The following is a 24,182-nucleotide window of genomic DNA, read 5'->3' on the forward strand; positions in this document are numbered from 1 at the left end:
GGCCGCATGGCTCTCGATCTCGATACAGCGCTCCGGGGCATCTCGGGCATTCTGGTCACTCCTTTCGACGAAAAGGGTGGAGTCGCCCCGGAGAAGCTCGCTCCGATCGTTGACCGGGCGCTCAAGGCAGGAATGCACATGCCGGTGGTGAACGGAAACACCGGCGAGTTCTACGCCCTCACCACCGATGAAGCCATGACCATGGTGCGCGAGGTCGCTGGCCTCGTCGACGGTCGTGCGCCGCTCCTTGCGGGGGTCGGACGCGGCATACGCGATGCCTGCCGCCTCGCCGAAGCCTCGGCAGAAGCGGGCGCAACTGCGCTCATGATCCACCAGCCGCCCGATCCCTTCGTCTCGCCCCGCGGCACGGTCGACTACGTGAACGCCGTCTCGGACGCCGCGGGTGGCCTGCCGATCATGCTGTATCTCCGCAACGACGCCATCGGCACGGACGGCATCCGCGCGCTCTGCGAGGTGTCGGGCGTAAAGGGCGTGAAATGGGCAACGCCGAACCCGCTCAAGCTCGCCGCCGCGATCAATGCTTGCGATCCCTCGATCGTCTGGGTGGCCGGCCTCGCAGAAGTCTGGGCGCCACCGCTCTACGCGGTCGGCGCTCGCGGGTTCACCTCTGGCCTCATCAATATCTGGCCCGAGCGGTCGATGGCGATCCACGCTGCGCTCGATGCCGGCGATTACCCCGAGGCGAACCGGCTCATCGCCGGGATGCGCGCCTTCGAGGACATCCGAGCCGAAGAATTGAACGGCACCAATGTCACCGGTGTGAAGGCCGCCCTGCAGGCACTCGGCCAAGATTGCGGACCGACGCGCCCGCCGTCGGCCTGGCCACTGACCGACGCGCAGGACGCGACGATGCGGGCCTTCCTCGCCGCCAACAAACTCACCTGATCCACACGGGAAAGGACCACGCACATGCTCGACGAGACCTTCACCCCGCACGGGAAGCACCTCATTGCCGGCGACTGGGTCGCCGGAGACCAGACGTTTACCTCGCAGCCGGCGCACGGGCCCGCGCATGCCTACTCGGTCGGAACGCCGGAGCTTGTTGACCGCGCCGCCGAGGCTGCGGAGGAGGCGTTCTGGACCTACGGCTACGCGAGCCGCGAGGCGCGTGCGGCCTTCCTCGAAGCCATCGCCGACGAGATTGAGGCGCGCGGCCCACAGATCACGGCCATCGGCACCTCCGAGACTGGTCTTCCCGAGGCGCGACTCGAAGGCGAGCGCGGGCGCACGGTCGGTCAGCTGCGCCTCTTTGCCTCCCACATCCGCGCGGGCGACTACCTCGACCGCCGTCACGACGAGGCGTTGCTAGACCGCCAGCCGGCGCCGCGCCCCGACCTGCGCATGATGCAGCGGCCGATCGGCCCGGTTGCCGTCTTCGGCGCGTCGAACTTTCCGCTCGCCTTCTCGACGGCAGGCGGCGATACGGCGGCCGCACTGGCTGCGGGCTGTCCGGTGATCGTGAAGGGCCACGGCGCCCACCCCGGCACCGGAGAAATCGTCGCTGAGGCGATCAAGGCCGCCGTCGAAGCGACCGGCATGCCGAAGGGCGTCTTCTCCCTTGTTCAGGGCGGCAAGCGCGACGTCGGACAGGCGCTGGTACAGCATCCGCTGATCAAGGCCGTGGGCTTCACCGGATCGCTCACGGGCGGCCGCGCGCTCTTCGATCTCGCGATGTCGCGCCCCGAGCCGATCCCGTTCTACGGCGAGCTCGGCTCGGTGAACCCGATGTTCCTGCTGCCCGCGGCGGTCAAGGCCCGCGGCGCCGAAATCGGCACCGGCTGGGCCGGGTCGCTGACCATGGGCGCCGGACAATTCTGCACCAATCCCGGCATCGCGGTCGTCGAGAAGGGCGACGCGGGCGACGCTTTCGTCGCGGCGGCCAAGGCGGCGCTTGAAGCGAGCGCAGAGCAGACCATGCTCACCGACGGCATCGCTCAGGCCTATCGTGACGGCAAGGCCCGCTTCGATGCGCGCAACGCCGTGACGCCGATCCTCAAGACCGAATGCGACGGGCGCGCCGCCACGCCGAACCTCTACGAGACCGACGCGGAGGCCTACCTGCAGGACCATTCTTTGGGTGAAGAGGTCTTCGGCCCGCTCGGCCTCGTGCTGCGGGTCTCGGGTCCGGACGAGATGGAAACGCTCGCACGCGGGTTCGAGGGTCAGCTCACCGCAACCCTGCACATGGATGACGGCGACGCCGAGACCGCAAAACGCCTGCTGCCCGTGCTCGAGCGCAAAGCGGGCCGCCTGTTGGTGAACGGCTTCCCGACCGGCGTCGAGGTGGCCGACTCGATGGTGCATGGCGGCCCCTACCCCGCCTCCACGAACTTCGGCGCGACAAGCGTCGGCACCTTGTCGATCCGGCGCTTCCTGCGCCCGGTCTGCTATCAGAACATGCCCGAAAGCCTGCTCCCCGAGGATCTGGCATGAAGGACAGGCAGGGTGCCGAGGGGCCCGGCCCCTCTGCGCCTTCCGGCGCATTTACCCGGCACCTGCCCGGGCAGAGCAAGACCGGGGACGGTCGAGGAGGAGACGAAATGAACGACAACACGCGCACGAAGCTCATGGGCGTCTCGGTGGCGACGCTCGCGACCGCGCTCTACAAGCGGGGCCTGCGCAGCCAGGTGATCCAGGGCGTGCACCCGGTCGGACGCAAGGGCGTGAACATGGTCGGCCCGGCCTTCACCCTGCGCTACATGCCCGCGCGCGAGGACCGCAACACGCTCGCCGAGTTCCGCAACCCCGAGCACCCCCAGCGTGTCGCGATCGAAACCTGCCCCGAGGGCGCAGTTCTCGTCATGGACAGCCGCAAGAGCGCAACCGCGGCCTCGGCCGGCGACATCCTGATCACCCGCCTGATGAAGCGTGGCGGTGCGGGCGTTGTGACCGACGGCGGCTTCCGCGACTCCGCGGTCATCGCCGATCTCGATATTCCCGCCTATCACACGCGACCCTCTTCGCCGACCAATCTCACGACAAACGAGGCGATCGCGATCAACGAGCCGATCGGATGCGGCGATGCCCCGGTCTTTCCGGGCGACATCGTCGTCGGCGACGACGACTGCGTCATCGTGATCCCGGCGGAGATCGCCGACGAGGTCGCGGACGAGGCCGTCGAGATGACCGCCTACGAGGACTTCGTCGTCGAGCGGGTCAAGGACGGCGAGAGCATCATCGGTCTCTATCCCTGCACCAAGGATGAACACCGCGCCGCCTTCGAGGATTGGCGAAAGGCAAGCGGCCGGTAACCAGTTTGGTGGCGGCGCTGGCAGCGCCGCCCAACCTCTCGCATTCCAAAAAAGACCGCCCCGGCGTCGGCCGTTGGGGCGGTCAGTCAGAGCACTGCGCAGGGAGACGACACGGGGCCCGTTGAATGGCAGCGGCACGCTCACCGGACCGGCGGGTCATGCCTCGATCGTGACCTTGCCGATGGCGTTCGAGCAGCATGCGAGGATGTAGCCGTCCTCGATATCATCGTCGGTGATGCCGCCGTTGTGGACCATGTGCACCTGCCCTTCGAGCTTCCTGACCTTACAGGTTCCGCAGCCGCCGAAGGTGCAGCCCGACGGAATGACGAGGCCCGCCGCTCGAACGCGGCTTTCTCGACATCAACGCACCCATCCCGCCGGCTCTGTGACAGGTCTGCCGCGTGCCATGTAGCCGGTCAGAACAGCAGCGAGGATCGGGACCTCGGCAACCCGGCGACCTTGGTCGTGTGCCCCGGGCTCTGCTCCGGCCGTTTCGAGCAATGCATCCACGGACAGTCAGGGCATTCCCGTGGAAGATGGCCCGAGAGGTACCGTCTCGGCGCGGTTCCTGCGGTGAGATCCAATCTGTGGCCGCCAGATGGCCCGGCCGAGGTATCTGGACGCGTGAAGCGCCTCGGCCCGCGCGACCGCGCCCGCGGACGACGGCGCCCAAGGCCTCGCGTTCTCGAGGTGATCTGCCTCGAAATCCCTCCGAGAAGGTCTTAAAGGTGCGCTAGCTACCTGGCCTGCGATCAATGCGTACACTTCAGCGACTTTCGCCGGAGCCAACATAATAGCCGCGCGACGGTCACCGGTGCCAAGACTCCCCCAAACCTCTCCCCTACCAGGGATCTCTTGCGGATCTCTTGGCACATGAACACGCACGTTCCAGCTGCCAGTCCCTGCCCTTTTCGTGATCAAATCGCGCTTGCGCGTCCGTTCACCTTTACAACCAGTCGTCTCGACTGTCCGCAACAGTTCACGGTCGTAACCGCACGATCCTACTCAAGTATTTGATATGTATGAAGTGGCTGTGCGGCCAGTCCAAGGCTAGCCGGTCTCGGCTGATATCTGCGGAAAAACAGGGAATTTACAGCGAACTCGTGCGTCGCTCCGGGTCCGGCAGCACTTTTCGGCATGTTAAGTGCACGTAATTCAATGCTTTGGATGAAAATTCCCTACGGCTGAAAACAAGGAATTCTCCGCGCCGGAACAGGGAAACTGCAGGGCGGCATCAGGGAACGGTGCGCACGGAACATTGGCTGTGGCGCATCGAAACCGCTTGGCGCGCACAGAGTAGAGAGCCGACCGGCTATAAGCAGTCGTCGTTCTTGCTCGGTAACTCGGCTTCGAGAAGCGTGACCGCGGTCGCGTTCTTGCCGACCCGCGTTTGCTCCCACATTGGCATGTCCTGCCTGTCAGTCCAGGCGCCCGAGTGGGTCTCGGTGCACGGGGTGAAGCCTGTCCGCGCGCCCTCGACCGCTCGACGCGCGACGGAGAGATCAGGCAGCACGTCCCTTGGATTGAGCCTGATATAGGGAAATCCGTTAGATCGGACCGCGTAGCGGATGCGACCGCCCTTCGAGAGCACAGCCGCTAGTGGCTCGTCCCGCCCGACGATCATGCGGCGGACGGCCGCTTCAAGACTTATGTCAAACGCATCTCGGATGCGCTGTGCATCGCGCAGGTCAGGCTCGCGTGAGAGCAACGCGGGGACCATCCGGTTGGGTGCCAGCAGCTCGATCGCAAAGAGATTTGCCTGCGTCTCCTGCTGACGATCGCGCCGATCCTCCCGGCTCTCACGCATGTCCTCTGTGCGGCACTGGAAGCCCAGGTCGCCGGACAGGACGTGCCATTCCATCAGGAAGTGACCAAGCTCGTGCGCGATTGTGAAACGAGCGCGGCGCGCCCCATGCCGATTGTTGGCGGCGATGATTCCCCGACTGCGTCTGGGATCGGTTAGCAGCATCCCTTCGAATCCATCGAAGGCGGAGATGTTGATCTTTTGGACCCCGAGCGCACACGCCACCTTGCGAACTGGAATACGCGGCGTGTCGTCGTCAAGCTGGGCGCGAATGCCGCGCGCGATGGCCTCAGGCGTTCGCAGGTCGCAGAGTTCTATGCGTGAGAGCTCCAAGGATCAGCCGCCGTCCGCCTGCTTGAGGGTTTCAATCATCTGCTCGACCACCCTTCGATCGCGTTCGGAGAGCGCGTCAAGCCCGCGGTTGATGCGCGCGACCTGCATGGCTTCGGCATCCGGCTCTTCGGTCGCGCCGGTCAGCACATCGAGGCTGACCCCGAAATGCGCCGCCAGCCGTTGGACCAGATCGAAGGAGGGGTTCTTGCTGTGGCCCTTCTCGAGTTCCCAAACATGCGCCTTCGAGACGCCGACGTCGTCCGCGACCTGCTTCAGTGACTGTCCGGCTTTCGTCCGAAGGCTGAAGAGCCTGTCTCCGATCTCCATGGCACCCCTCGTCTGCTGCATCGAACGGCACCATACCGGCTTGTTTGACGCAAGGCTAGTCGTCTGATATGTCTTACGGAGCAGGCAGGCCGAGTGACTCGGCACAGAGCGGTAGCAACAGAGAGGTGCCCCATGCCCCCGGAGAAGATCGAGCACATCGCCATCGGCGATCTCACACCCTGGGCGAAGAACGCCCGCACGCATTCGCGCAAGCAGGTTCGGCAGATCGCCGAGAGCATCGAGACCTTCGGGTTTACGAACCCGGTGCTGATCGACCGCGAACGGCGCATCCTCGCGGGCCACGGCCGCGTGAAGGCGGCGAAGGAGCTCGGGCTGGAGACCGTCCCGTGCCTCCGGATCGAGCACATGAGCGAGACGGAGAAGCGCGCGTATGTCATCGCCGACAACAAGCTGGCGCTGAACGCGGGCTGGGACGAGGACCTTCTGGCTGCAGAGCTGGGCGCCATTCTCGAAAGCCCGGAACTCGACTTCGAAATTGGCATCACCGGTTTCTCAATTGCGGAAATCGACGCTCTCCTCGAAGCGCCGGAGCCCGAGGAGCCTGGAAATCCGGAAGATGACGCGGTCCCGGACCAGGCGCAGCGGCGCGTCTCGCAAGGCGATGTCTGGCAGCTCGGGCGGCACCGCCTGGTCTGCGGTGACGCACTTGACCCAGATGTGGCGGCGCACGTCATGGACGGCAGCCGCGCCCGCATGGTGTTCAGCGATCCGCCCTACAACGTGCCGATCGACGGCCATGTCGGCAATTCCGGCGCAATCCAGCACCGCGAGTTTGCCATGGCCGCCGGCGAGATGAGCGCCCCGGAGTTCACTGAGTTCCTGCGTAAGGCCTTCGCCAACATGGCCCAGGTCAGCCTAGACGGCGCCATTCATTATCTCTGCATGGACTGGCGGCACATGGGGGAGATGCTGGCGGCTGGACAGGGGATCTATGCCGAGCTGAAGAACCTAATCGTCTGGGTGAAGGATAACGGCGGCATGGGCACGTTCTATCGCTCGCGCCACGAACTGATCTTCGTGTTCAAGTTCGGGACTGCCCCGCACATCAACAGCTTCGAGCTAGGCCAGCACGGCCGCTACCGCACGAATGTCTGGGAGTACCGCGGGGTGAACACACGGCGTGTCGGGCGCCTCGACGATCTGGCCCTGCATCCAACGGTCAAGCCGGTGGAGATGATTGCCGATGCGCTCCGCGACGCGAGCGGACGCGGCGAGATCGTGCTGGACCTCTTCGGTGGCTCCGGATCGACCCTCATCGCGGCGGAGAAGACCGGGCGCTGCGCCCGGCTCGTGGAGCTGGACCCGATTTACTGTGATCGCATTCTTGCGCGCTGGGAAGCCTTCGCCAAGGACAACGCGGAGCAGCTGGTCTGCGGTTGGTCACCGAAGCCGGCGGCATTGGAGGCCGCAGAATGAGCGACGAGATCAAATCAGGCCGCAAAGTCCTCGCGACAAGGCCAGGATACGAAGTGGGCTACGGCAAGCCACCGGTGTCGACCCGCTTCAAGAAAGGCCAATCCGGCAATCCCAAGGGCCGTCCGAAGGGCGCGAAAAACAAGCGGCCCGGGCTGCACGAGGAGCGCATGAAAGACATAATCCTCGACGAGGCCTATCGCGGGATCACAGTGAAGGATGGCGATCGCACCGTGACGATCCCAATGGCCCAAGCGGTCATCCGCGCTATGGCGGTGAATGCCGCGAAGGGACAGCACCGTGCGCAACGGCTCTTTGCCGAGCTGCTCGCCTCCGTAGAAGGCTCACGCAAGCGCCTGCACGACGAGTACTTCGAGAAAGCCGCCACCTACAAGATCGAGTGGGACAAGGAACTCAAGCGCCGGCACGAGCTAGGCATCACGAACCTAGAGGACCCAGTCCCGCACCCGGACCATATCAAGCTCGACATGAGCACCGGAACGGTCCGCATCACCGGTCCAATGACGCCGGACGACAAGGCCGAAATTGACAAGTGGCGCGATCAGCTGCCGCGGATCGAAGCGGCCGTCGCCGAGCTGCGCGAGCAGCTCGAAACCGAGGACGATCCCGAAGAGCGTGCGACAATCAGATATCACATCCGGCAGGGTGAAGACCTGTGGGCAAACATCTCCTCGGCGCTCGACAAGATCGGAAAGTAATGCCAACGTACCTTAGAGAACTGTGACCCAATACCCCTAGCCTTCCGCTGCGATGTGCATGGACAGCGGCAAAGCGAGCTTCCCGCCGTCAGTCGCAGGTGCGAAATTTACGCTGCAACTGCGATGCTACGCGGCCGTAGGCGGGCTCCGAAGCTTTGCCGCGAAGGCAAGAAATTTACGGCCAATCTGCTGAAGCGGACTGCATCGGCCTCTTGGTATGCAGCTAATCCACGCGGCTGCGCATGGTTGCTCCGTGCCCGATAAGCAAACACCAAACTCTTGCAGTGCGCGCTCGCAGCATCGACTTTGGACAACCATGATACCACAAGAGGATAGGAACGGATCACGGAAACCAGGCAGCTTTCGGACTGTCTGGCCGATGTTCGGCAGGGGCGTTGCGCGACAGGTCTTAGCTGCTCGCCTCGCGGTTCGTCCGCGCTGCACAGTAAAACCCACCCGGTCATAGTTTGAAGCGATTGAAACTTTGTACGGACGTCGTTCGTGCGTTAAAAAATACTTCGACGAAACAAGTTAGCAGGGATATGAATATGCCGATTAAGCTATCTCAAATGGCCTTGACCGCAATCTTTGCGGCAGCCGCAACGGCGGCATCGTCACATTATGGAATGGTCATTCCTTCGGACAACATGGTGGACCAAGAGGATGGCCGATCGGTTTCGCTAACCTTGTCGTTCTCGCATCCGTTCGAAGGCGATGGCATGGTGCTCGACGAACCGGTGTCTTTTGGTGTCACTCACGAAGGCGAAACCACAGACCTTCTCGGCCTTCTCCAAGAGGCCGAGGTTATGGGTCAGCCCGGCTTCGTGCTCGACTATCCGTTGGAGGCGCCCGGGACACACGCCTTCGCAATGGAGCCCCAGCCATACTGGGAGCCAGGCGAGGACAGCTTTATTATCCACTACACCAAGACCTATGTCAGCGCATACGGCGAGGACGGCGGCTGGGATGCAGAACTGGGCCTCCGGACCGAGATTGTACCTGTGTCGAAACCCTTCGCGCTTTGGACCGGGAATGCGTTCCAGGGCGTGGTGATGCTGGACGGAGAGCCGGTGCCTCACTCAGATGTCGAAATTGAGTACTACAACGAAGATGGCGCGGCCGTGGCGCCGTCGGAGCTTATGATTACACAGACCGTCAAGGCCGACGAAAACGGTGTCTTCACCTATGTCGCTCCGCGCGGCGGCTGGTGGGGCTTTGCCGCGCTCAACACAGCACCGGAGACGATGGAGCACGAGGGCGAGGACAAAGCCGTGGAGCTCGGCGCTGTGGTGTGGGTGCATTTTGAAGACTGGATGCAGCGATGATCGGGTTCTGCGCTCGGGGGTGTCTAGTCGTCGCGCTCTGCGTCGCGCAACCGGCCGACGCGCATCACTTCAACGTCTACGCTTGGACGGATTGCCGAGTGATCGAGGTGCGCGCTACGACCGAAAACGGTACGGCGGCCGCAGCGGGCGATATACAGCTGCGTGACGACGATGGGAACATCGTCGGTTCGTTCGATCTCGGGCCCGGCGAGACGACGAAAATTCCACTGGACGGGCTCGACTTGTCGGGCGGGCTGCGGGTGGAGGTGCAGTCCGGACCGCACGAGGACTACTGGCAGCTGACCCAAGAGGAAATCGCAAGAGCCTGCTCAACCTGACGGCACGCCGACACCCTGATTAGAGAGAGAGCAGCACCATGTCAATTCGCCGCGGATCGCAAATTGCTGGCGCCGCCTTGCTCGCTCTTGTCGTTCCGACGCAGGCGCCCGCTCATGAGACTTGGCTCGACGTACATGATTGGCAACCCGCGAAAAGCGACCGGATCGAGGCAGACATCCGCAATGGCCACGGGTTCGACGGACGAATTCTGCCTTGGCTGGATCAGCTTATCGACAGCATGGAGCTTATGGACGGTCTAGGGCGCCTCGCCATCGAGGGCGAGAATGGGAACATGCCCGCTGTGGCGGTCCGCGCGCGTACAGACGGTTTGTCGATCCTCGTCTACGAGTCGCGGTACCGCACGCTTACCTACGACAGTTTCGAGGTTTTTCGGGAATTTCTCGCGGACAAGGACGAAAACTGGGTGCTTTCAGAACACACTTTGCGCGACCTGCCCACCAGCGCGGTCCGAGAGGCTTATCGCCGGTTCTCAAAGGCCCTCGTCGCCGTCGGTGGGAGGCGGGGTGCGGACCGGTTCACGGGGATGGAGCTCGAACTCATCGCCGAGGCGAACCCCTACACCGACCACGGTGCGCCTTTCGTAGTCCAGTTGCTCTACAATGGTGCGCCGAAGGCCGGAGAGCGCGTGACTCTTTTCAGCCGGGATGCAGGTGGCGTCGTCGACATCCGTTTGGCGAAAACCGGGGCCGACGGGCGAGTGGCGTTCGCTTTGCGCCCGGGCCGGGATTATCTGGTCGATGCCGTGCTGGTGCGAAAGCCCGCGCGCAATATCGCCGCCGAGCACCTGGTCATGTGGGAGTCACTATGGGCGTCGCTCACCTTCGCCACGCCGGCGACTGACGGTCAGTAGAGACCGTTGATCTCGAGCGGGAGCTTTTTGACCTTGCGCTCCTTCAAAAGGCTACGGGGCGGTTCCGCTGCGTCCGCGCTGCGCAGTCGCTGATAGCGCCGGTCCGCGACGGCCCGCGCCTTGTGTTCGCTGTCGATAACCGTCGGGCGCATAAAGACGAAGAGCGTCCGACGAGTTTGGTCGACGTTGCGCGAGCGGAAGATATTGCCGAGGACCGGGACGTCGCCGAGGCCCGGCACTTTGGAGTTCGAGCTTTGCGCATCGTCGGTGATGAGGCCGCCGAGTACAATCGTGCCGCCGTCGCGCGACTGCACCGTCGTCTCGATCAGACGGCGATTGGTGATCAGGTCGGCCGCGCCCTGAACATTCGCGTTGACCAGCGATGACACTTCTTGGCTGATATCCAGCCGCACGACGCCGTTCGAGGTCACGCGGGGCAAGACTTCCATGGTGATGCCTACATCCTGACGCTCGATCGTGGTGAACGGGGTCAGTGTATTGCCGTCCGTGGCAAAACTTCCGGTCCGGAACGGCACGTTCTGGCCGACGATGATGGTGGCGGACTGGTTGTCCATCGTGGTGATCGAGGGGGTCGACAGCAGGTTGGCGCGGGTCGACTGACCGAGCGCCTGCACCAGCACGCCGAACTCGTCGCTGCTGCCGGCGAGGGTCAGTCCCGGCGTGAGGCCGCTCGCGCCGGGCACACCGAGCGCCGAGAGCACCGCACTGAGCGACGCGCCGCCCTGTGAAAACGACGTCGAAGCGAAGCCGGTGTTCGGCAAGTTGTCGGCAAAACCGAGCTGCACGCCGAGACGTTCGCCGATTTCGCCCGAGACCTCGACGATGGCCGCCTCGATCATGACCTGCGCGCGTTCCTTGTCGAGCGAGCGCACGATGGCGATGACCTCCTCGATCTGGCGGGCCGTACCGCGGATCACCACGGCGTTGGTCTGCGTCGAGGCCTGCACGGCAACGGCCGGCGCCGGTCCTTCCGGCAAGGCGACGCCGGGCTGGTCCTCGCCGTCGCCCACCGCCTGGGCGACCGGATTGGTCAGCTCGGTGGCGCCGCCCAGCGTGCCGTTCACGACCTCGGCCACCACCTCGGCGTCGGCGTATTGCAATTCGTAGACATAGGTGCGCAGCTGCGCCTGAGGAGCTGCGCGCGGAGCGACGTCCATATCGCGCACTAGGTCGCGCACCATGGCGATGTCCACCTCGGTACCGCGGACCAGAAGCGTGTTGGATGTCGGGTCGCTCGACAGCCGCGCGCCGGTTCCCGCGGACCCCAGCACATCGTTGATCGCCGTCAGCACTGCGTCGGCATCGGCATAATTGAAGCGCACGACCTCCGTGCGCAGGTTCTCCGGTCCGTCGAAGGTGCGCGCTATCTCGACGATACGCTCCACGTTTGCACGCGTGTCGGTGACGATGATGGCGTTGGGATCGCTCAGTGCCTCGATGTAGCCTGCCTCGGCCACCAACGGACGCAACACGCGAACTGCCTCTTCGGCGGGCAGCCGGTCGAGTTCGACGATGCGGGTTGTCGTGTCTTGACGGCCGGACAGCACGCCGCCTACCGGCATGCCCTTGGTCCTGGCGTCGGCCTCGGACACGATTTCCCACACGACACCGCTTTCGACGGCGACGAAGCCGCGCACGCGCAGAATGGATTGAAACAGCTCCCATACGCCCGCTTGGCTGAGCGCTTCGGCCGAGATCACCGTGACCTCGCCGGCAAGTGCGGGATCCACCACCAGGGTGCGGGCGGTGATTTCCGACACCTGCTCGGCAAGGGCAGAGATATCGGCATTGCGAAGGTTGATGACGAAGTCGCCATCGTCCGACAGTCCTTGCGCCAATGCCCGGTCGGCCGTCCCGCAGACGAACGCGAGCAGCGACAGGCAGACGCAGAACAGGCGGCAGATCGGCATCGAACCTCGTCGAAACTTCATCTCAGTGGAAACGACATCAGCAGCGTTTCTCCGTCCCTGACCACTTCCAGACGGGCTTGGCCCGAGGCCGCAATCTCGTCGTAGAACGCGCGGTCCCGGTCCGGATCGCCGACGTCCTGCCCATTCACCCGCGTCACCCGGTCGCCTGGCTTCAGCCCTGCCATCGTGACACCGATGTTGGGATCTTCAGCTATGGTATAGCCCTCGTCGCCCGGCACCAAACCAATCGTGTCGAGGACGGCTTGCGGATCGGCGATGATGCGTTCGCGCCACAAGTCGATGTAATCCTTCGTGGTCTCTGGCGGCGGCGCCTCGCGCAGATCGAGCGATCCGCGGCCGGGCACGATGGCGGCCCGCAGCCGGTCGAGCGGCGATTGCGGCGGCGCGGCGTCCGGTATCGGCGATGTCAACGTCGACCCGGAACCCGAGGCGCCATCGAGCGCACCGTCGAAGCCGAAGCGGCGCGAGTCCCCGTCGATATCGACCTCCACGAAATCAGCGGCGATCGCAGCCAGAATGGCATTTTCAGCCAGATCGTCACCGATCCGATAGCGGTCGACGCCGCCGCCGACGGCGATGAGCGCGCGCGACCGCGCGGGATCGGAGGCGACCAGCACGCCATGCAGCACCAGGTCGAGCGTGCGCGCAGTCGCCCCCGGACTTTTGGGTGCGGTGGGCGCGGCCTGAGCGCCGAACGGTGCGAAGGCAAGGATGTTCTCGGTGCCAACCGGCGGGGGGGCGCGGTCTTCGGTCAAGGGCGTGTCGAAGCGTTCAGGCACGACACTGGTGTGACCGGCCATATGCGCGGCCAGCCGCGCGCCCGGCGGCACGAGCGTCGCGCCCAGGGCGGCGACGGCGCAGATCGCGACGAGGCGGGGCAGATTGCTCATGGCGCGGCTCCGTCCGGCATGTAGCCAATCAACGTGACCAGCGGGTCGCCCGGCGGGCCGGCGACCATGTGCACTTCCACGAGGCCGCTGCCGTCGAGCGCGCGGCGCTCTGTCTTGATGTCGATGTCCTGGCCTAGCGCGGTGCGCCATTCGGCGCGCATCTCGACACCGAGTTGCGTCGTCACTAGCGCGTTCTCGGCCACCCAGCGCGCAACGATCCGATCGGCAAGGCCGCGGGTCTCGGCGGCGTGGCGTTCGGCGGCGGTGAGCAGGGTCACCGCGCCGAAGCCCAGAACCGTCATGGCAACAAGCGCCTCGATGAGGGTGAACCCGGCGTCGGTCGCGCGGGCGGGCCTCATTGGACCGGCCCCAGGTAGGCAGACAGCCCATCGAACGCCACATTCGCGCCGGCGCCGATGCGGAAGACCGCGATGCCGCTGGGGGGCGGCGCGGCGTCTGGCCCGATCGCAAGGCGCCCCTCGGTCGCGCCGGGGTCGCCCGCGAGGCTCAGCGCAAGCGAAACCGTCTGCCACTCTGCGAGGCGCGGGTTGCCGTGCGGTCGCCAGTCTTCCTCGCCCCGCTCCACGAAGCTGTAGCCGTCCCGCCGCCAGTCGAGCGCGGCGGCGCGGCCGGACAACAGGCTTTCCTCAGTGGCGATGCTCAGCCGCGCGGCCAGAAGCTCAGCGTCTTGCCGGGCAGTCCAGTCCGCGCGGTCGCCCGACCGCAGGCTCAGTGATACCAGACCCGCACCTGTCCCGATCAGCGCCAGCACTATCAGCACCTCGAGCAGGGTGACGCCCGCGTCACCGCCGCGTCCATGCCGCGATGGGCGCGCCCGCGGCATGTCAGCTGCCCGCCTCTTGCCGTGCGCCGCGCCCGATATCGGCGTCGACGGCATCACCGCCAGGGCGTCCGTCCGCGCCGAGGCTTATGAGGTCGAAGGCTCCGGACTGACCGGGCGAACGATAGACGTACGCGTTGCCCCATGGATCCTCGGGCATGGTGTCGAGATACCCGTCCGCCGGGAAGGCTTCGGGCACCGGCGGCGCGCTCGGGCGCTCGACCAGCGCGGCCAATCCCTGCGCGGTCGTGGGATAGACGCGATTGTCAAGGCGGTAGAGTTCCAGCGCACTTTCTATGCTGCGCAGATCGGTCTCGGCGACCGTGGCGCGCGCCTCGTCGGGGCGGCCGACGACGTTGGGCACGATCATGGCCGCTACGACGGCGATGATGACCAGAACCACCATCATCTCGATCAGCGTCACACCGGCTTCGGGGTGTCTGGCGCGCGCGGCACTGCCGCGTCGCGCGCGGTTGGGGCGAGCCGCCGAGGCGCGCCGGATGCGGGCTGGTGTCATGAAACTCTCTTTCTCCTTGCAGCGTGCATCGGTTAGCATACCAAACACCCGCCACGAAGAGGTGGAGCCTGAATACACCGGAAACATCTTGCTGATAAGGGCAAATTTGGGAAGATTTTCGCCCCGCCGGCCAGACGCTGCGCCGATGGACATCCTGGTCGCGCCGGGTCGCGAAGGTGCTCGCGTCGACGACATCGGCCCACTGGCCGCGCGTCTGCGACGCGCGTCCGGCCGGGATATCCACGTTGTGCCAGCCGAGCATGTGACGCTCTTGAACGTGACGCTGCCGTTGCGGTCGAACCGCCAGCGCATCGCCGCCTTGCCTTTCGCGGTCGAGGATCGTCTGGCCGCGCCGCTCGAAGATCTGCACGTGGCGCTGTGCGGCCATGGACCGGATGGCGGGATCGTCGCGGCGGCCCTCGCGCGGGATGTAATGGCGGACGCGGCGCGAGACCAGCCCGACTTAGCGATCCTGCCCGAACAGCTTGCCCTTCCGGTGCCGCCTCCCATCGGGGACGGCCCGCCGGCATGGTTGGTGTTCCGCCACGGCGCCCGCGTCGTCGTTCGTCTGGCCGACGGCACCGGATTTGCCGCTCGGGCAACCGCCTTGCCCGAGCTTTGGCTGCGCGCCGGGCGTCCGGTCGTCAAATCCTTGGGCGAAGCCTTACCGGACGGAATCGACTGGACACAGGGTAAGGATGTCCCGCCTAGCCAGGCCGATCTGTCCGTCGACATGCGTCAGGGCGCGTTTCGCCCGCCGAGCGGCTGGGTCCGCCCGCTGCGCGCCGTCGCCGCCGCTCTGCCTGTGGTCGCCCTTCTTCATCTCGCGCTGGCCTGGGCCGATCTGCAAGTGCTGCGCGGCCTGGCTCTCGACGCGCGGGTCGAAACCGAGGCGGCGCTGGCCGAAAAAGTTCCCTCGGCGACCGTGTTCGACGATCCAGGCATGCTTTGGTCGCGTCTGTCGGCCCGCGATGACGACGGACCCGGAGACGGCGGCCCGGTGCCGCTGCTGGACCGTGCCTCAGGCACGCTTATGAGCGCGGAACTCGCCGTAACCGTGGACCGTCTGGTCTGGTCGACAGCGCCCGATACCCTGGCGCTGTCGATCACCGCGCCGACGCTGGACGTTCTGCAACAGACCGAAGAGGCGCTGCGCCTCGCAGGGCTGGCGGTAACCGCCGGTACCGCCACCGCCGGCGAGGCCGGCGCGCAGTCGGAACTGACGATCCGCGACGGCGACGGCGGATGAGCGCGCTCGCCAGTCTTAGCCCGCGAGAGCGGATGCTGCTGCTGGTCGGCGCCGTGCTGATTTTGGCCCTGGTGCTGTGGCGCTTTGCCTGGCAGCCGATCCAGGCCGAACGCGCCGCGCTGAACGATGACATCGCCCGCTATCTCGCGCTCCGGCGCGTGGCCGAGCTGGCGGACGTCGCGCCGGGTGGAACAGCGCAAGGGGCGGCAGAGCCGGCTGCGCCGCTGTCCCAGCGCGCGACGCGCAGTGCCGAGTCGGCTGGCGTGCGGATCACTCGCATCGACCCGCAGGGCGCGCGCTTGACGTTGGTTGTGCAGGACGCGGCGTTCCGCGATATCCTGGCTTGGACCGTGGCGCTGGAACGAGAGGAATACGCGAGGGTCACCGCACTCGAGGTCGACCGTCAGACCGCCCCAGGCACGGTCAGCGCTCGGCTCACACTAGAGGACGCGCGATGACGGATAACGCCGAAACCGACGGCACGGAAACCGATCGGATCGGGGATCGGCCGATCGTGTCCTACGCCTTTGCCAAAGCGCATGGCGTGATCGTTGAGCCGGACGCGGATGGCGCGCCGGTCTGCCGGCACCTCGGAACCGCCGACCTGCCCGCGCTCATGGAGGCGCAGCGCGCGGCCGGGGAGCTCGCCGCCTTTGAGGAAGTCGGCGGGGAGACCTTCGAGGATGCGCTCGGGCGCGTCTTCCGCAATGACGCCACCGAGGCGGCACGGATGGCCGCGAAGGACGACGACGATCTTTCGGCGCTGGCCGAGACCGCCGCGTCGGTCGACGATCTCTTGGACCAAAACGACGACGCACCGGTGGTACGGCTGATCAACGCGCTGCTGCTCCAGGCAGTCAAGGAAGGCGCCTCTGATATGCATGTGGAGGTCGAGGAGCGCCGCTTGGTTGTTCGATTCCGCGTTGATGGCCTCCTGCGCGATGTGATCGAGCCCAAGCGCGCGCTCGCGCCTCTTTTGGCGAGCCGCCTCAAGGTCATGGGTAAGCTCGACATCGCCGAAAAGCGGCTGCCTCAGGATGGACGCGTCTCGGTGCGGGTGGGCGGCTACGAACTCGACGTGCGGATCTCCACCTTGCCGTCGCAATTCGGCGAACGGGTGGTGCTGCGCCTGCTCGACCGCGGCCAGACCCAGCGCGGCATCGCACATCTGGGCATGTCCGAGCGCGACCGCGCCGCCTTCGAGCATGTCATCGCCGCGCCCGAGGGGCTGGTGCTGGTCACCGGTCCGACCGGGTCCGGCAAGACCACGTCGCTCTACGCTGCGCTCGGCCATCTTAACGACCGCAAGCGCAACATCCTGACCGTCGAAGATCCCATCGAGTATTCGATGGACGGCATCGGGCAAATGCAGGTGAACCCAAAGACCGAACTGACCTTCGCCCGTGGCCTGCGCGCGCTCCTGCGGCAGGACCCCGACGTCATAATGGTGGGCGAGATTCGCGATGCAGAGACCGCCAAGATCGCGGTCGAGAGCGCGATGACGGGGCACTTGGTGCTATCGACGCTGCACACCAATACAGCCATCGGCGCGGTGTCGCGGTTAATCGACATGGGGGTGGAGCGGTTCCTGCTGGCGCCGATGGTCCGCGGGCTTGTCGCACAGCGCCTCGTGCGACAGCTCTGCGCCGAATGCCGCGCGCCGCATCAGCTGAGCGCGGCCGAGGCGAAACTGCTGTCGGGCGCGCTGCTCGAAGGCGCCGAGGTCTGGCGTGCGGACGGCTGCGAGACCTGCGGCCAGTCAGGCTATCGCGGGCGCCTACCGATTTACGAGATCGTCGTCGCCGACCGCGAGATCGAGGCCATGATCCATGCCGGCGCGTCCGAGGCGGACCTCACGGCAGCCGCGCGCGCCAAGGCGCCGGGCATCCTGCAGGACGGGGCGCGGAAGATGCGCGAAGGTTTGACCACCGCCGAAGAGGTCGTCCGCGCGGTGCGCGAGGACAGCGCGCCGGACCCGGCCGCACGGGCAGCGGAATAGCCCGTTGGGCGCGTTTCTCTACAAGGCCGTCGATGCCGGCGGGCGCCACGCCCGCGGGTTGATCGAGGCCTCGAGCGAAAGCGCCGCGCGCGCCGAATTGCGCCAGCGCAAGCTGTTGCCGCTGTCGGTCGAACCCACGCGGCGGCGCCCGGGGCAGGCGTTTTCGCGCGACAGGGCACCGCGATCCTCTCGGCTCGGTCCGAAGCGGCTGGCGCTTCTCACACGGCAGCTCGCGACGTTGGTGGGTGCCAATGTGCGTATCGAGGACGCGCTACGGGTCGTCGCGGGTCAGACGCGGAGCGCGCGCGAGGGGTCGTTGCTTCTGAACCTGCGCGGCGCGGTGCTCGACGGGCGTAGCTTTGCCGCGGCACTCGATGACAATCCCGCGAGCTTCGACGAATATTACCGCGCCTCGGTGCGCGCGGGCGAGACCTCGGGGCGGCTGAGCCAGGTGATGGACCACCTCGCTCTACACATTGAGGAGCAGGCGAAGAACCGTCAGAGCCTGCAACTGGCGCTAATATATCCGGCGCTCCTGACTATCGTTTCCGTCGTCGTGATCTCCGCGCTTTTGGCCTTCGTAGTGCCGGATATCGTACGCGTCTTCACCTCGCGCGGGGCCGACCTGCCGGGGCTGACCCGCGCGCTGATCGCCGCATCGGATTGGCTAACGACATGGGGGCCGGTCGCAGCGGCGGTGTGCGCGGGTGGTGTTGCCACGGGTCTTGCCGCGCTGCGCCGGCCACGCATCCGCGCGCGCTGGCACTGGCTGCTGGCTACCACGTGGCCGATGCGCGGCCCTGTGCTCAAGATCGCCTCGGCGCGTTTTTCGGGCACCCTGGCCACGCTGGTGCAAAGCGGGGTGCCGCTGGCCGATGCGCTCCGGGCGGCGACCGATACGGTCCCGAATCTCTACCTGCGCACCCGGCTCGCTGCGCTCGCGCAGCGGGTGTCGGACGGGGCGGCGCTGTCCCGCGCGGCGGAAGAGTCGGGGATATTCCCGCCGATGCTGGTGGCGATGATCGCTAGCGGCGAGGCCGGCGGTACGCTTGGCCATAGCCTCGAGCGCAGCGCGGCGGAACAATCGGCCGACCTTAAGGCAAAGGTCGCGACCATCGTCGCGTTGGTGGAACCGGGCGTGCTGCTTGTCATGGGGGGGATCGTCATGCTGCTTGTCCTAGCGATCCTGATGCCCATCGTCAGCCTGAACGATCTAACCGGATGATCGGTTCAGAAGGCGTATTCGAGAGTCAGTGGTCCATTCTTGGGCAGCGCCGGATAGATCTCCGCCGCCTCTTTGAGAATCGAGAGTGTGGCGCGGCCCGCGCCGTCGATCCGGAAATTTGCGAGAGGCCGGTTGCCGCCGGCGTCGAGAAGCGCGGCGGCCGTATCGTCTTCGGTCGAGAAGATCAGATTTTGCTCAGGCAGCGCGATCTCTCGCGCCCCTTTAGCGCATGTGCCGGCGGGCAGCGTCACCCTCCCGTCGGCCCGGGCCGCGCCGCCGGCCTTGAGCAGCGTCACGTCGTCGACCCGAGCCGTAATGCCGCAGCGCCACGCACCGGGGACCAGCCGCGCCAACCCCGGCCCCGCGCGCCCGGATACCGCCGTGATACCGATCTCGCGCGGAAAAAACCGCAGATCACCTTCGAGCCGCGTATCGCCGCCCTCGAGCCGCAGCGTTCCGCCAAACCCGGGCCAGGGGCGGAGGCCCGGCCGTGTCAACCAGGTCAACGTGTATCCTTGGGCGAGGTCCGCGCCACCGTTTCGCAATGTGCCGTATACGGCATGCACCTGTGGCGGAAGGTCGAGCGTGCGTGTTAATATCGTCAACGGAGCGAGATAGAGGAGCGCGCCGCCAAGCGTGCCGAGACCTACACATGCGAGACCCAAGAAAAACGCGATCCGCGACAGCCATGACGCGCCGCGCGACACCATCGCGGCGGGCGATCCTGAAGGGGCTGGCTGCGTCATCGGTGTCGGTCCTCGGGGGCTGCAGCGTCGGCGAGGCGATTGGCGGTGGCGTCACGTCCGGCGGACCGGGTCAGGCGGCGCTGCTGCTCCCGCTGTCCGGCGCGTCCCAGCAACTAGGCCAGATGCTCCAGACCGCCGCAAGCCTCGGCGGCGGTCCGGGCATCGGCATCGACATCTTCGACACGGGCTCGAGCCCCGAGGACGCGGCGGCGGCAGCGAGGAACGCCGTCGATGCCGGCGCCAACATGCTGATCGGGCCGGTCTTCGGGGCACAGGCTCGCGCGGTCGCCGCCGCCGTGCCTGACCAAGTGCCGGTCGTGACGCTGTCGAACGACGCCTCGCTGGCAGGCAACGGCCTCTATGTCTTCGGCATCACCCCGGCCCATTCGGCGCAGGCGGTGCTGAGCCTCGCCGCGCAGCGTAACTTGCGCGATGTCGCGGTGATCGTGCCGCCCGGAGCTTTCGGCGCGCAATCGGTCTCGGCGGTGCAGGCGCTCGCTCCGCAACTCGGGATGCAGCTGCGCGCGCCCATCGTGCGCGGCGACGCCGCAGGAATCGGCGCGGCGCTCGCCAATGGCGGGGGCACGCCCGACGCGGTCTATCTGCCCGCCGCCGATGGTAATCTAGCGCCGATTGCCCGCGCGCTCTCGGGCCTCGACATCCAGCTTCTGGGATCGGCGCAATGGTCGGCGCTAGATCTCGAAAGCGACCCAGCATTCAACGGCGCCTGGTTCGCGGCGCCCGACCCATTGCGCTTCGCGCCGTTCCGCGACGCCTTCGCGGAGGCGACGGGATCGAATGCGGGGATCATCGCGGGGCTGACATACGACGGCACCGAACTCGCCCGGACGCTCGGCCGCCAAGGCCGCCAGTCGCGCCGCGGATTGCAGGCCGAGGACGGATTTTCCGGGGTGCTGGGGCCGTACCGGTTTCTGCGCTCAGGACTCTGTCAACGCGGCCTTGCGGTGCTGCGCGTCGGGTCGGGCGATTTCGCCCTGATCGGTGCCACTTCCGTATGACGCCGCCGCGGGCACGGCCTGGGGACGCCGGCCTGACGCTTGTCGAGGTGCTGGTGGCACTGGCGCTCTTCGCGCTCGTCAGTGTAGCGGGGCTGACCATGCTCGACACCGTGCTGCGAGTGAACGACGGCACCGGTACACGGCTCGAGCGGCTGGCCGAGATCGACCGCGCGTTTCTGGTCCTGCGCCGTGACCTCGCGCAGATGGCGCCGGGACCGGTCACGCTCGACGCGCAGGGTCTGGCTTTCCCGCGCGCCTTTGGCGCGGGGCCAGCTGAAATGCGTGTGCGGCACACAGACGGCACGCTGGTGCGTGAAGTGCCGGCGGCGGCTGGGGCGCAGTCGTCGCAGCGGTTGCTGGCGGGGGTCGCAGGCGCGAGGTGGCGGTTGCTCGGGCCGGCGCAAGTCTGGCACGAAAGCTGGCCGGTGGACGCCGTTCCCGAAGGCGCTCCGCCGCGGGCAGCCGAGGTGACGCTCGATCTGGAGCGGGGCGAATCGGGGACCGGCGGAACGCTGACGCGTCTCTTCGCGCTGCCGGAAACGGCGCGCCGATGACACGCGACCGCGAGGCCGGTATCGTCCTTGTCAACGTGCTGGTGATCCTAGCGTTGACCGCCAGCATCGTTGCGCTAATGTTCGGCAGCCGCGACACGGCGCGCGAGCGGGTCTCAGCCATGTCCGATGGCGCGCTCGCCGAAGCGCTGGCGCTGGGGGCCGAGGCCTCAGTGATCGCAGCGTTGCGCCGCGACCTCATTACCGCGCCCGAGGCGGATCACTTCGGCGAACCCTGGGCGCGGATCGCGCAGGAGGAGACCCGGCTCGCCACCGGGCGCTTCTCGGTCGTCATCCGCGATCAACAGCGCAAATACGACATCAACTGGCTGGCCGGCGGCCGACTTGGGCCGGTCACCACTCTGGCGCGGCTCTTGGAAGAGCTTGACCAGCCCCCTGAACTCGCCGCGCAAATCGCAGCGATCCTCACGCGCGTCGGGCGGGTTCCGGCGCTGGAGAACCTGACAGCGTTCGGGATACCTGCAACCGCGCTCGAGGAGATTGCACCTTACGTAACGGCTTTGCCGGTAGAGGGGGAAGTCAACCTGAACACCGCCGAGGCGCCGCTCATGCGGGCGATGTTCGGCAACCGCGCGATCGCCGCGCGCCTAATCGCGGTCAGAGCGCGCGAAGGCCACATCACCCGCGAAACGCTGACCGGCGCCGGCGCGGTCCGCCCGGATCACTCGGGCTTCACCTCAAATCTTTACGCGGTCGAGGTGTTCGCCGAGGCCGGCGTCGCTGCGGTGCGGCTCGAAAGTACGATCCTGCGCGTCGCCGAGCTCTCAGGGCAGTCCGTCGGGGTTTTGTCGCGACGGTTCATGGATGTCTATCCGGCTGCCGCCCCGGAATGACCGAATGAAATCGGCCCCCGGCGCGGACGACGGGGGCCTAATATGGCTGGCACGGGCTCGGCCGATCAGGGATTGAACGGCTGCGCCCCGGGGGTCAGCGTCAGGCTGACATCCTGCGCGTCGACGGGATCGTCGTTGGGGTCGGCGTTGAACGCCGCGACGAAGCCGTCGCCGAGCGTGTCGATACCTTGCGCGGTGTCGTCGTCATCGTCGTTCCCGCCGCCGCTTTCGTCGCAGGCCGCCATGACCAGCGCACCGGCGATGAGCAGCGCGAACTTGGTGGTTCTGAACATCATCACTACTCCAGATCAGCCGCCGGCACCGGGAAGCGGCGCGCGCAAATACGGGAACTGCCCACCTACGTCGAGAGCACTGACCGGAGCGCCGTCGATGAACGGCTGGTCGCCGACCGGCGCGTCGCCCGGGGCACAGAGCCCGAGATTGACCAGATCGCTCTCGGTGTCTTCCTCGGCGCCTTCGACGCCAAGCTCGGCGCCGAGCGGCACCGGGTGGCACAGTGCCCCCATAACCACGCGCAGCGCGATGTCGACGACATCGTCGCCGGGACGGCGGCCGTTCGGGAAGCCGGCGAGATCTTCACCCACAACACCGAAATTGCTTTGCTGCTGGCGCGGCGTCGGCGGCACGGCGGTGTTGAGCCGCATCATCTCGGACGGCGTGACGGTGGCCTGCTGGTTCAATCCCGGAAACCCGGTCAGGAACGCGGTCACGAGATCCTGACGCGGCAGGTTCGACGGCGCGATGTTGCCTGGGGCACCAAGCGCGTCGCGGAATAGGATGTCGATGAGCGCCGGCAAGGTCGGGTTGGTCACGTAGGTGGCCAGCGCACTATCCTGAGTTGGCTCGGCTGCGTTAAAGAGGTCCTTGTCGGGCAGTCCGATGACCACCTCGTTCACGAGCGGAGCGGACAGGCGCGACTGTTGCACCCAGGCCCCGCCATGGACGGACGTGCCTTCGTACGTCGGCGAGGGATCCTCGATCTCGGCTTGCGGAAGGCTCGACGTCGTCCAGCCGCCGATGACGCCGTTTCCGTCGCCGATGACACACGAGATCGGCAGCTCGAGCGCCAGCGAGGTGACGTTGAAACGGTCGATCAGATCGTCGTTCTCGCGACTGTTCTCGATAGCCCCCTCAAGCGGCACGAGGTTCACGAGATCGAAGATTTCGCCTAGGTTCACAGCGAAGGCTTCGGCCCGCTGACCGGCAAAGACCCGCCCCTGCATCTCGCAGCCGGGTATGTCGACCTTGTAGATGTACTGGTCGGCATAGGCCTCGTAGTCGGGGATTGTCTTGGTGCCGATGTTGTCGAGCGGCTTGACGAAAGTGCGCCGACCGTCGAGGCCGACGATGGGCTCCGCGTCGCCGCTGCGGCGGTCGCCCCGGATGACATCAAGGCTATACGTCTCGATCTCGTTCAGCGGGTCACCGTCGTCGCCGGTAATCGAACCAGCCGTTTTCAGCGGGATCGCGACGGTTTCGTCGCCGATAGTAAGAGCGATGCCATTGCCATCGGCGCCAAGGGCGTTGTCGAAATCGAATTGGAAAGTCAGATCCTCGATCGCGTCGCCATCGTTGTCGATGTGGATCTCGTAGATAGCATCCGAATCCATGGTGAAGTAATTCGGACCACCGTAGGGAGCCTGTAGCGGCTGGTAGTTAGCGATAATAGTCACGAAGTCCTCACGTGCCGCCTGATAGCTGCGGAACATGTAGAAGTCTGTCGCATCGACCTTGGGGCTCTCCGTGATGCCGGGAGCTTCGCGGTGCGACGAGGCCTGCGCCCCGCACGCCGCTGCGACCAAAGTGGCGACCAACGCGCCTTGGCCGAGTTTCAGATTTGTTCTCATTCCGTTCGACTCCCCGTAGTATTTTTGCGTGATACAACAGCACTCAT

25 protein-coding genes and 3 pseudogenes are annotated in these 24,182 nt (G+C 66.1%); 15 read left to right on the plus strand and 13 right to left on the minus strand.

What is annotated here, in order from left to right; all coding sequences use genetic code 11:
- The first annotated feature begins 6 nt into the window (after positions 1-6).
- From ROJ8625_RS01805 to ROJ8625_RS01815, 3 genes are all read left to right on the plus strand, one after another.
- Positions 7-906 (plus strand): dihydrodipicolinate synthase family protein, encoded by a 900-nt coding sequence (locus ROJ8625_RS01805; protein ID WP_085790130.1) that lies wholly within the window; start codon positions 7-9, stop codon positions 904-906.
- A 24-nt stretch (positions 907-930) separates the two neighbouring features.
- Entirely contained in the window at positions 931-2,454 is a 1,524-nt protein-coding gene (locus tag ROJ8625_RS01810) for an aldehyde dehydrogenase (NADP(+)) (protein WP_085790131.1), read from the plus strand.
- A gap of 107 nt (positions 2,455-2,561) precedes the next feature.
- Positions 2,562-3,272, plus strand: coding sequence for a ribonuclease activity regulator RraA (locus tag ROJ8625_RS01815; protein ID WP_085790132.1), 711 nt, complete (start codon positions 2,562-2,564; stop codon positions 3,270-3,272).
- A gap of 156 nt (positions 3,273-3,428) precedes the next feature.
- Here the strand turns inward: ROJ8625_RS01815 and ROJ8625_RS01820 are convergent.
- The 5 genes and pseudogenes from ROJ8625_RS01820 to ROJ8625_RS01835 all read right to left on the minus strand — a co-directional run.
- Positions 3,429-3,614 (minus strand): annotated as a pseudogene (locus ROJ8625_RS01820) (2Fe-2S iron-sulfur cluster-binding protein); the annotation flags it as partial.
- Positions 3,615-3,632: 18 nt separating this feature from the next.
- Positions 3,633-3,959, minus strand: a pseudogene (locus ROJ8625_RS21540) (hypothetical protein); the annotation flags it as partial.
- Between the two features lie 78 nt (positions 3,960-4,037).
- Positions 4,038-4,247 (minus strand): annotated as a pseudogene (locus ROJ8625_RS21545) (DUF6538 domain-containing protein); the annotation flags it as partial.
- A gap of 337 nt (positions 4,248-4,584) precedes the next feature.
- Complete coding sequence (locus tag ROJ8625_RS01830) at positions 4,585-5,409, minus strand: ImmA/IrrE family metallo-endopeptidase (protein WP_085790134.1); 825 nt, start codon at positions 5,407-5,409, stop codon at positions 4,585-4,587.
- A 3-nt stretch (positions 5,410-5,412) separates the two neighbouring features.
- The gene (locus tag ROJ8625_RS01835; protein WP_234984139.1) at positions 5,413-5,757 is read right to left on the minus strand and encodes a helix-turn-helix domain-containing protein; all 345 of its coding nucleotides are present in this window, start codon (positions 5,755-5,757) and stop codon (positions 5,413-5,415) included.
- A 111-nt stretch (positions 5,758-5,868) separates the two neighbouring features.
- Here ROJ8625_RS01835 and ROJ8625_RS01840 point away from each other — a divergent pair, with 111 nt between their 5' ends.
- The 5 genes from ROJ8625_RS01840 to ROJ8625_RS01860 all read left to right on the plus strand — a co-directional run bounded on the left by ROJ8625_RS01840 (position 5,869) and on the right by ROJ8625_RS01860 (position 10,424).
- Positions 5,869-7,173, plus strand: a complete 1,305-nt coding sequence (locus ROJ8625_RS01840) for a site-specific DNA-methyltransferase (protein WP_085790136.1) — start codon at positions 5,869-5,871, stop codon at positions 7,171-7,173.
- Entirely contained in the window at positions 7,170-7,889 is a 720-nt protein-coding gene (locus tag ROJ8625_RS01845) for a DUF5681 domain-containing protein (protein WP_085790137.1), read from the plus strand. Before ROJ8625_RS01840 ends, ROJ8625_RS01845 begins: the two co-directional genes overlap by 4 nt.
- Before the next feature lie 548 nt (positions 7,890-8,437).
- The gene (locus ROJ8625_RS01850; RefSeq protein ID WP_143535047.1) at positions 8,438-9,214 is read left to right on the plus strand and encodes a DUF4198 domain-containing protein; all 777 of its coding nucleotides are present in this window, start codon (positions 8,438-8,440) and stop codon (positions 9,212-9,214) included.
- Positions 9,211-9,552, plus strand: a complete 342-nt coding sequence (locus ROJ8625_RS01855) for a hypothetical protein (RefSeq protein WP_085790139.1) — start codon at positions 9,211-9,213, stop codon at positions 9,550-9,552. Before ROJ8625_RS01850 ends, ROJ8625_RS01855 begins: the two co-directional genes overlap by 4 nt.
- A gap of 38 nt (positions 9,553-9,590) precedes the next feature.
- Positions 9,591-10,424 (plus strand): DUF4198 domain-containing protein, encoded by an 834-nt coding sequence (locus ROJ8625_RS01860; protein WP_085790140.1) that lies wholly within the window; start codon positions 9,591-9,593, stop codon positions 10,422-10,424.
- Here the strand turns inward: ROJ8625_RS01860 and gspD are convergent.
- The 5 genes from gspD to gspG are packed head-to-tail and all read right to left on the minus strand — an operon-like array spanning position 10,418 to position 14,777.
- The gene (gene gspD / locus ROJ8625_RS01865; RefSeq protein WP_085790141.1) at positions 10,418-12,355 is read right to left on the minus strand and encodes a type II secretion system secretin GspD; all 1,938 of its coding nucleotides are present in this window, start codon (positions 12,353-12,355) and stop codon (positions 10,418-10,420) included. The genes ROJ8625_RS01860 and gspD overlap by 7 nt on opposite strands.
- Positions 12,356-12,372: 17 nt before the next feature.
- Positions 12,373-13,266: a type II secretion system protein N gene (locus ROJ8625_RS20880; protein ID WP_159456695.1), complete on the minus strand. Its 894-nt coding sequence runs from the start codon at positions 13,264-13,266 to the stop codon at positions 12,373-12,375.
- A complete protein-coding gene (locus ROJ8625_RS01875) occupies positions 13,263-13,625 on the minus strand; it encodes a prepilin-type N-terminal cleavage/methylation domain-containing protein (RefSeq protein WP_085790143.1) in 363 nt (120 codons plus the stop codon). The genes ROJ8625_RS20880 and ROJ8625_RS01875 overlap by 4 nt, the downstream gene beginning before the upstream one ends.
- On the minus strand, positions 13,622-14,110 hold the full coding sequence (locus ROJ8625_RS01880; protein WP_159456696.1) for a prepilin-type N-terminal cleavage/methylation domain-containing protein: 489 nt from the start codon (positions 14,108-14,110) through the stop codon (positions 13,622-13,624). Before ROJ8625_RS01880 ends, ROJ8625_RS01875 begins: the two co-directional genes overlap by 4 nt.
- Before the next feature lies 1 nt (position 14,111).
- Entirely contained in the window at positions 14,112-14,777 is a 666-nt protein-coding gene (gene gspG / locus ROJ8625_RS01885; RefSeq protein ID WP_370738460.1) for a type II secretion system major pseudopilin GspG, read from the minus strand.
- Between gspG and gspL the strand changes: the two genes are divergently transcribed.
- The 4 genes from gspL to ROJ8625_RS01905 are packed head-to-tail and all read left to right on the plus strand — an operon-like array spanning position 14,770 to position 19,097.
- Positions 14,770-15,873, plus strand: coding sequence for a type II secretion system protein GspL (gspL, locus tag ROJ8625_RS01890; RefSeq protein ID WP_159456697.1), 1,104 nt, complete (start codon positions 14,770-14,772; stop codon positions 15,871-15,873). The genes gspG and gspL overlap by 8 nt on opposite strands.
- A gap of 32 nt (positions 15,874-15,905) precedes the next feature.
- Positions 15,906-16,331: a type II secretion system protein GspM gene (locus tag ROJ8625_RS01895; RefSeq protein ID WP_159456698.1), complete on the plus strand. Its 426-nt coding sequence runs from the start codon at positions 15,906-15,908 to the stop codon at positions 16,329-16,331.
- Positions 16,328-17,872 carry a GspE/PulE family protein gene (locus tag ROJ8625_RS01900; RefSeq protein WP_085790148.1) on the plus strand — a complete coding sequence of 515 codons (1,545 nt, stop codon included), beginning with the start codon at positions 16,328-16,330 and terminating at the stop codon, positions 17,870-17,872. Before ROJ8625_RS01895 ends, ROJ8625_RS01900 begins: the two co-directional genes overlap by 4 nt.
- A 4-nt stretch (positions 17,873-17,876) precedes the next feature.
- Positions 17,877-19,097, plus strand: a complete 1,221-nt coding sequence (locus tag ROJ8625_RS01905; RefSeq protein ID WP_085790149.1) for a type II secretion system F family protein — start codon at positions 17,877-17,879, stop codon at positions 19,095-19,097.
- A gap of 5 nt (positions 19,098-19,102) precedes the next feature.
- On the opposite strand, the gene ROJ8625_RS01910 is transcribed toward ROJ8625_RS01905, so the two are convergent.
- On the minus strand, positions 19,103-19,807 hold the full coding sequence (locus ROJ8625_RS01910) for a hypothetical protein (RefSeq protein ID WP_159456699.1): 705 nt from the start codon (positions 19,805-19,807) through the stop codon (positions 19,103-19,105).
- Between ROJ8625_RS01910 and ROJ8625_RS01915 the strand changes: the two genes are divergently transcribed.
- The 3 genes from ROJ8625_RS01915 to ROJ8625_RS01925 are packed head-to-tail and all read left to right on the plus strand — an operon-like array spanning position 19,786 to position 22,267.
- A complete protein-coding gene (locus ROJ8625_RS01915) occupies positions 19,786-20,862 on the plus strand; it encodes a penicillin-binding protein activator (protein WP_159456700.1) in 1,077 nt (358 codons plus the stop codon). The two genes, ROJ8625_RS01910 and ROJ8625_RS01915, sit on opposite strands and share 22 nt — an antisense overlap.
- Complete coding sequence (locus tag ROJ8625_RS20885) at positions 20,859-21,416, plus strand: type II secretion system protein GspJ (RefSeq protein ID WP_159456725.1); 558 nt, start codon at positions 20,859-20,861, stop codon at positions 21,414-21,416. The genes ROJ8625_RS01915 and ROJ8625_RS20885 overlap by 4 nt, the downstream gene beginning before the upstream one ends.
- Entirely contained in the window at positions 21,413-22,267 is an 855-nt protein-coding gene (locus ROJ8625_RS01925) for a type II secretion system minor pseudopilin (RefSeq protein ID WP_085790152.1), read from the plus strand. The genes ROJ8625_RS20885 and ROJ8625_RS01925 overlap by 4 nt, the downstream gene beginning before the upstream one ends.
- A 65-nt stretch (positions 22,268-22,332) precedes the next feature.
- On the opposite strand, the gene ROJ8625_RS01930 is transcribed toward ROJ8625_RS01925, so the two are convergent.
- On the minus strand, positions 22,333-22,563 hold the full coding sequence (locus ROJ8625_RS01930; protein ID WP_085790153.1) for a hypothetical protein: 231 nt from the start codon (positions 22,561-22,563) through the stop codon (positions 22,333-22,335).
- Positions 22,564-22,575: 12 nt separating this feature from the next.
- Positions 22,576-24,135 (minus strand): DUF4331 domain-containing protein, encoded by a 1,560-nt coding sequence (locus ROJ8625_RS01935; protein ID WP_085790154.1) that lies wholly within the window; start codon positions 24,133-24,135, stop codon positions 22,576-22,578.
- Positions 24,136-24,182 lie beyond the last annotated feature (47 nt).

It is taken from the genome of Roseivivax jejudonensis (genome assembly GCF_900172265.1).
Lineage (GTDB): Bacteria > Pseudomonadota > Alphaproteobacteria > Rhodobacterales > Rhodobacteraceae > Roseivivax > Roseivivax jejudonensis.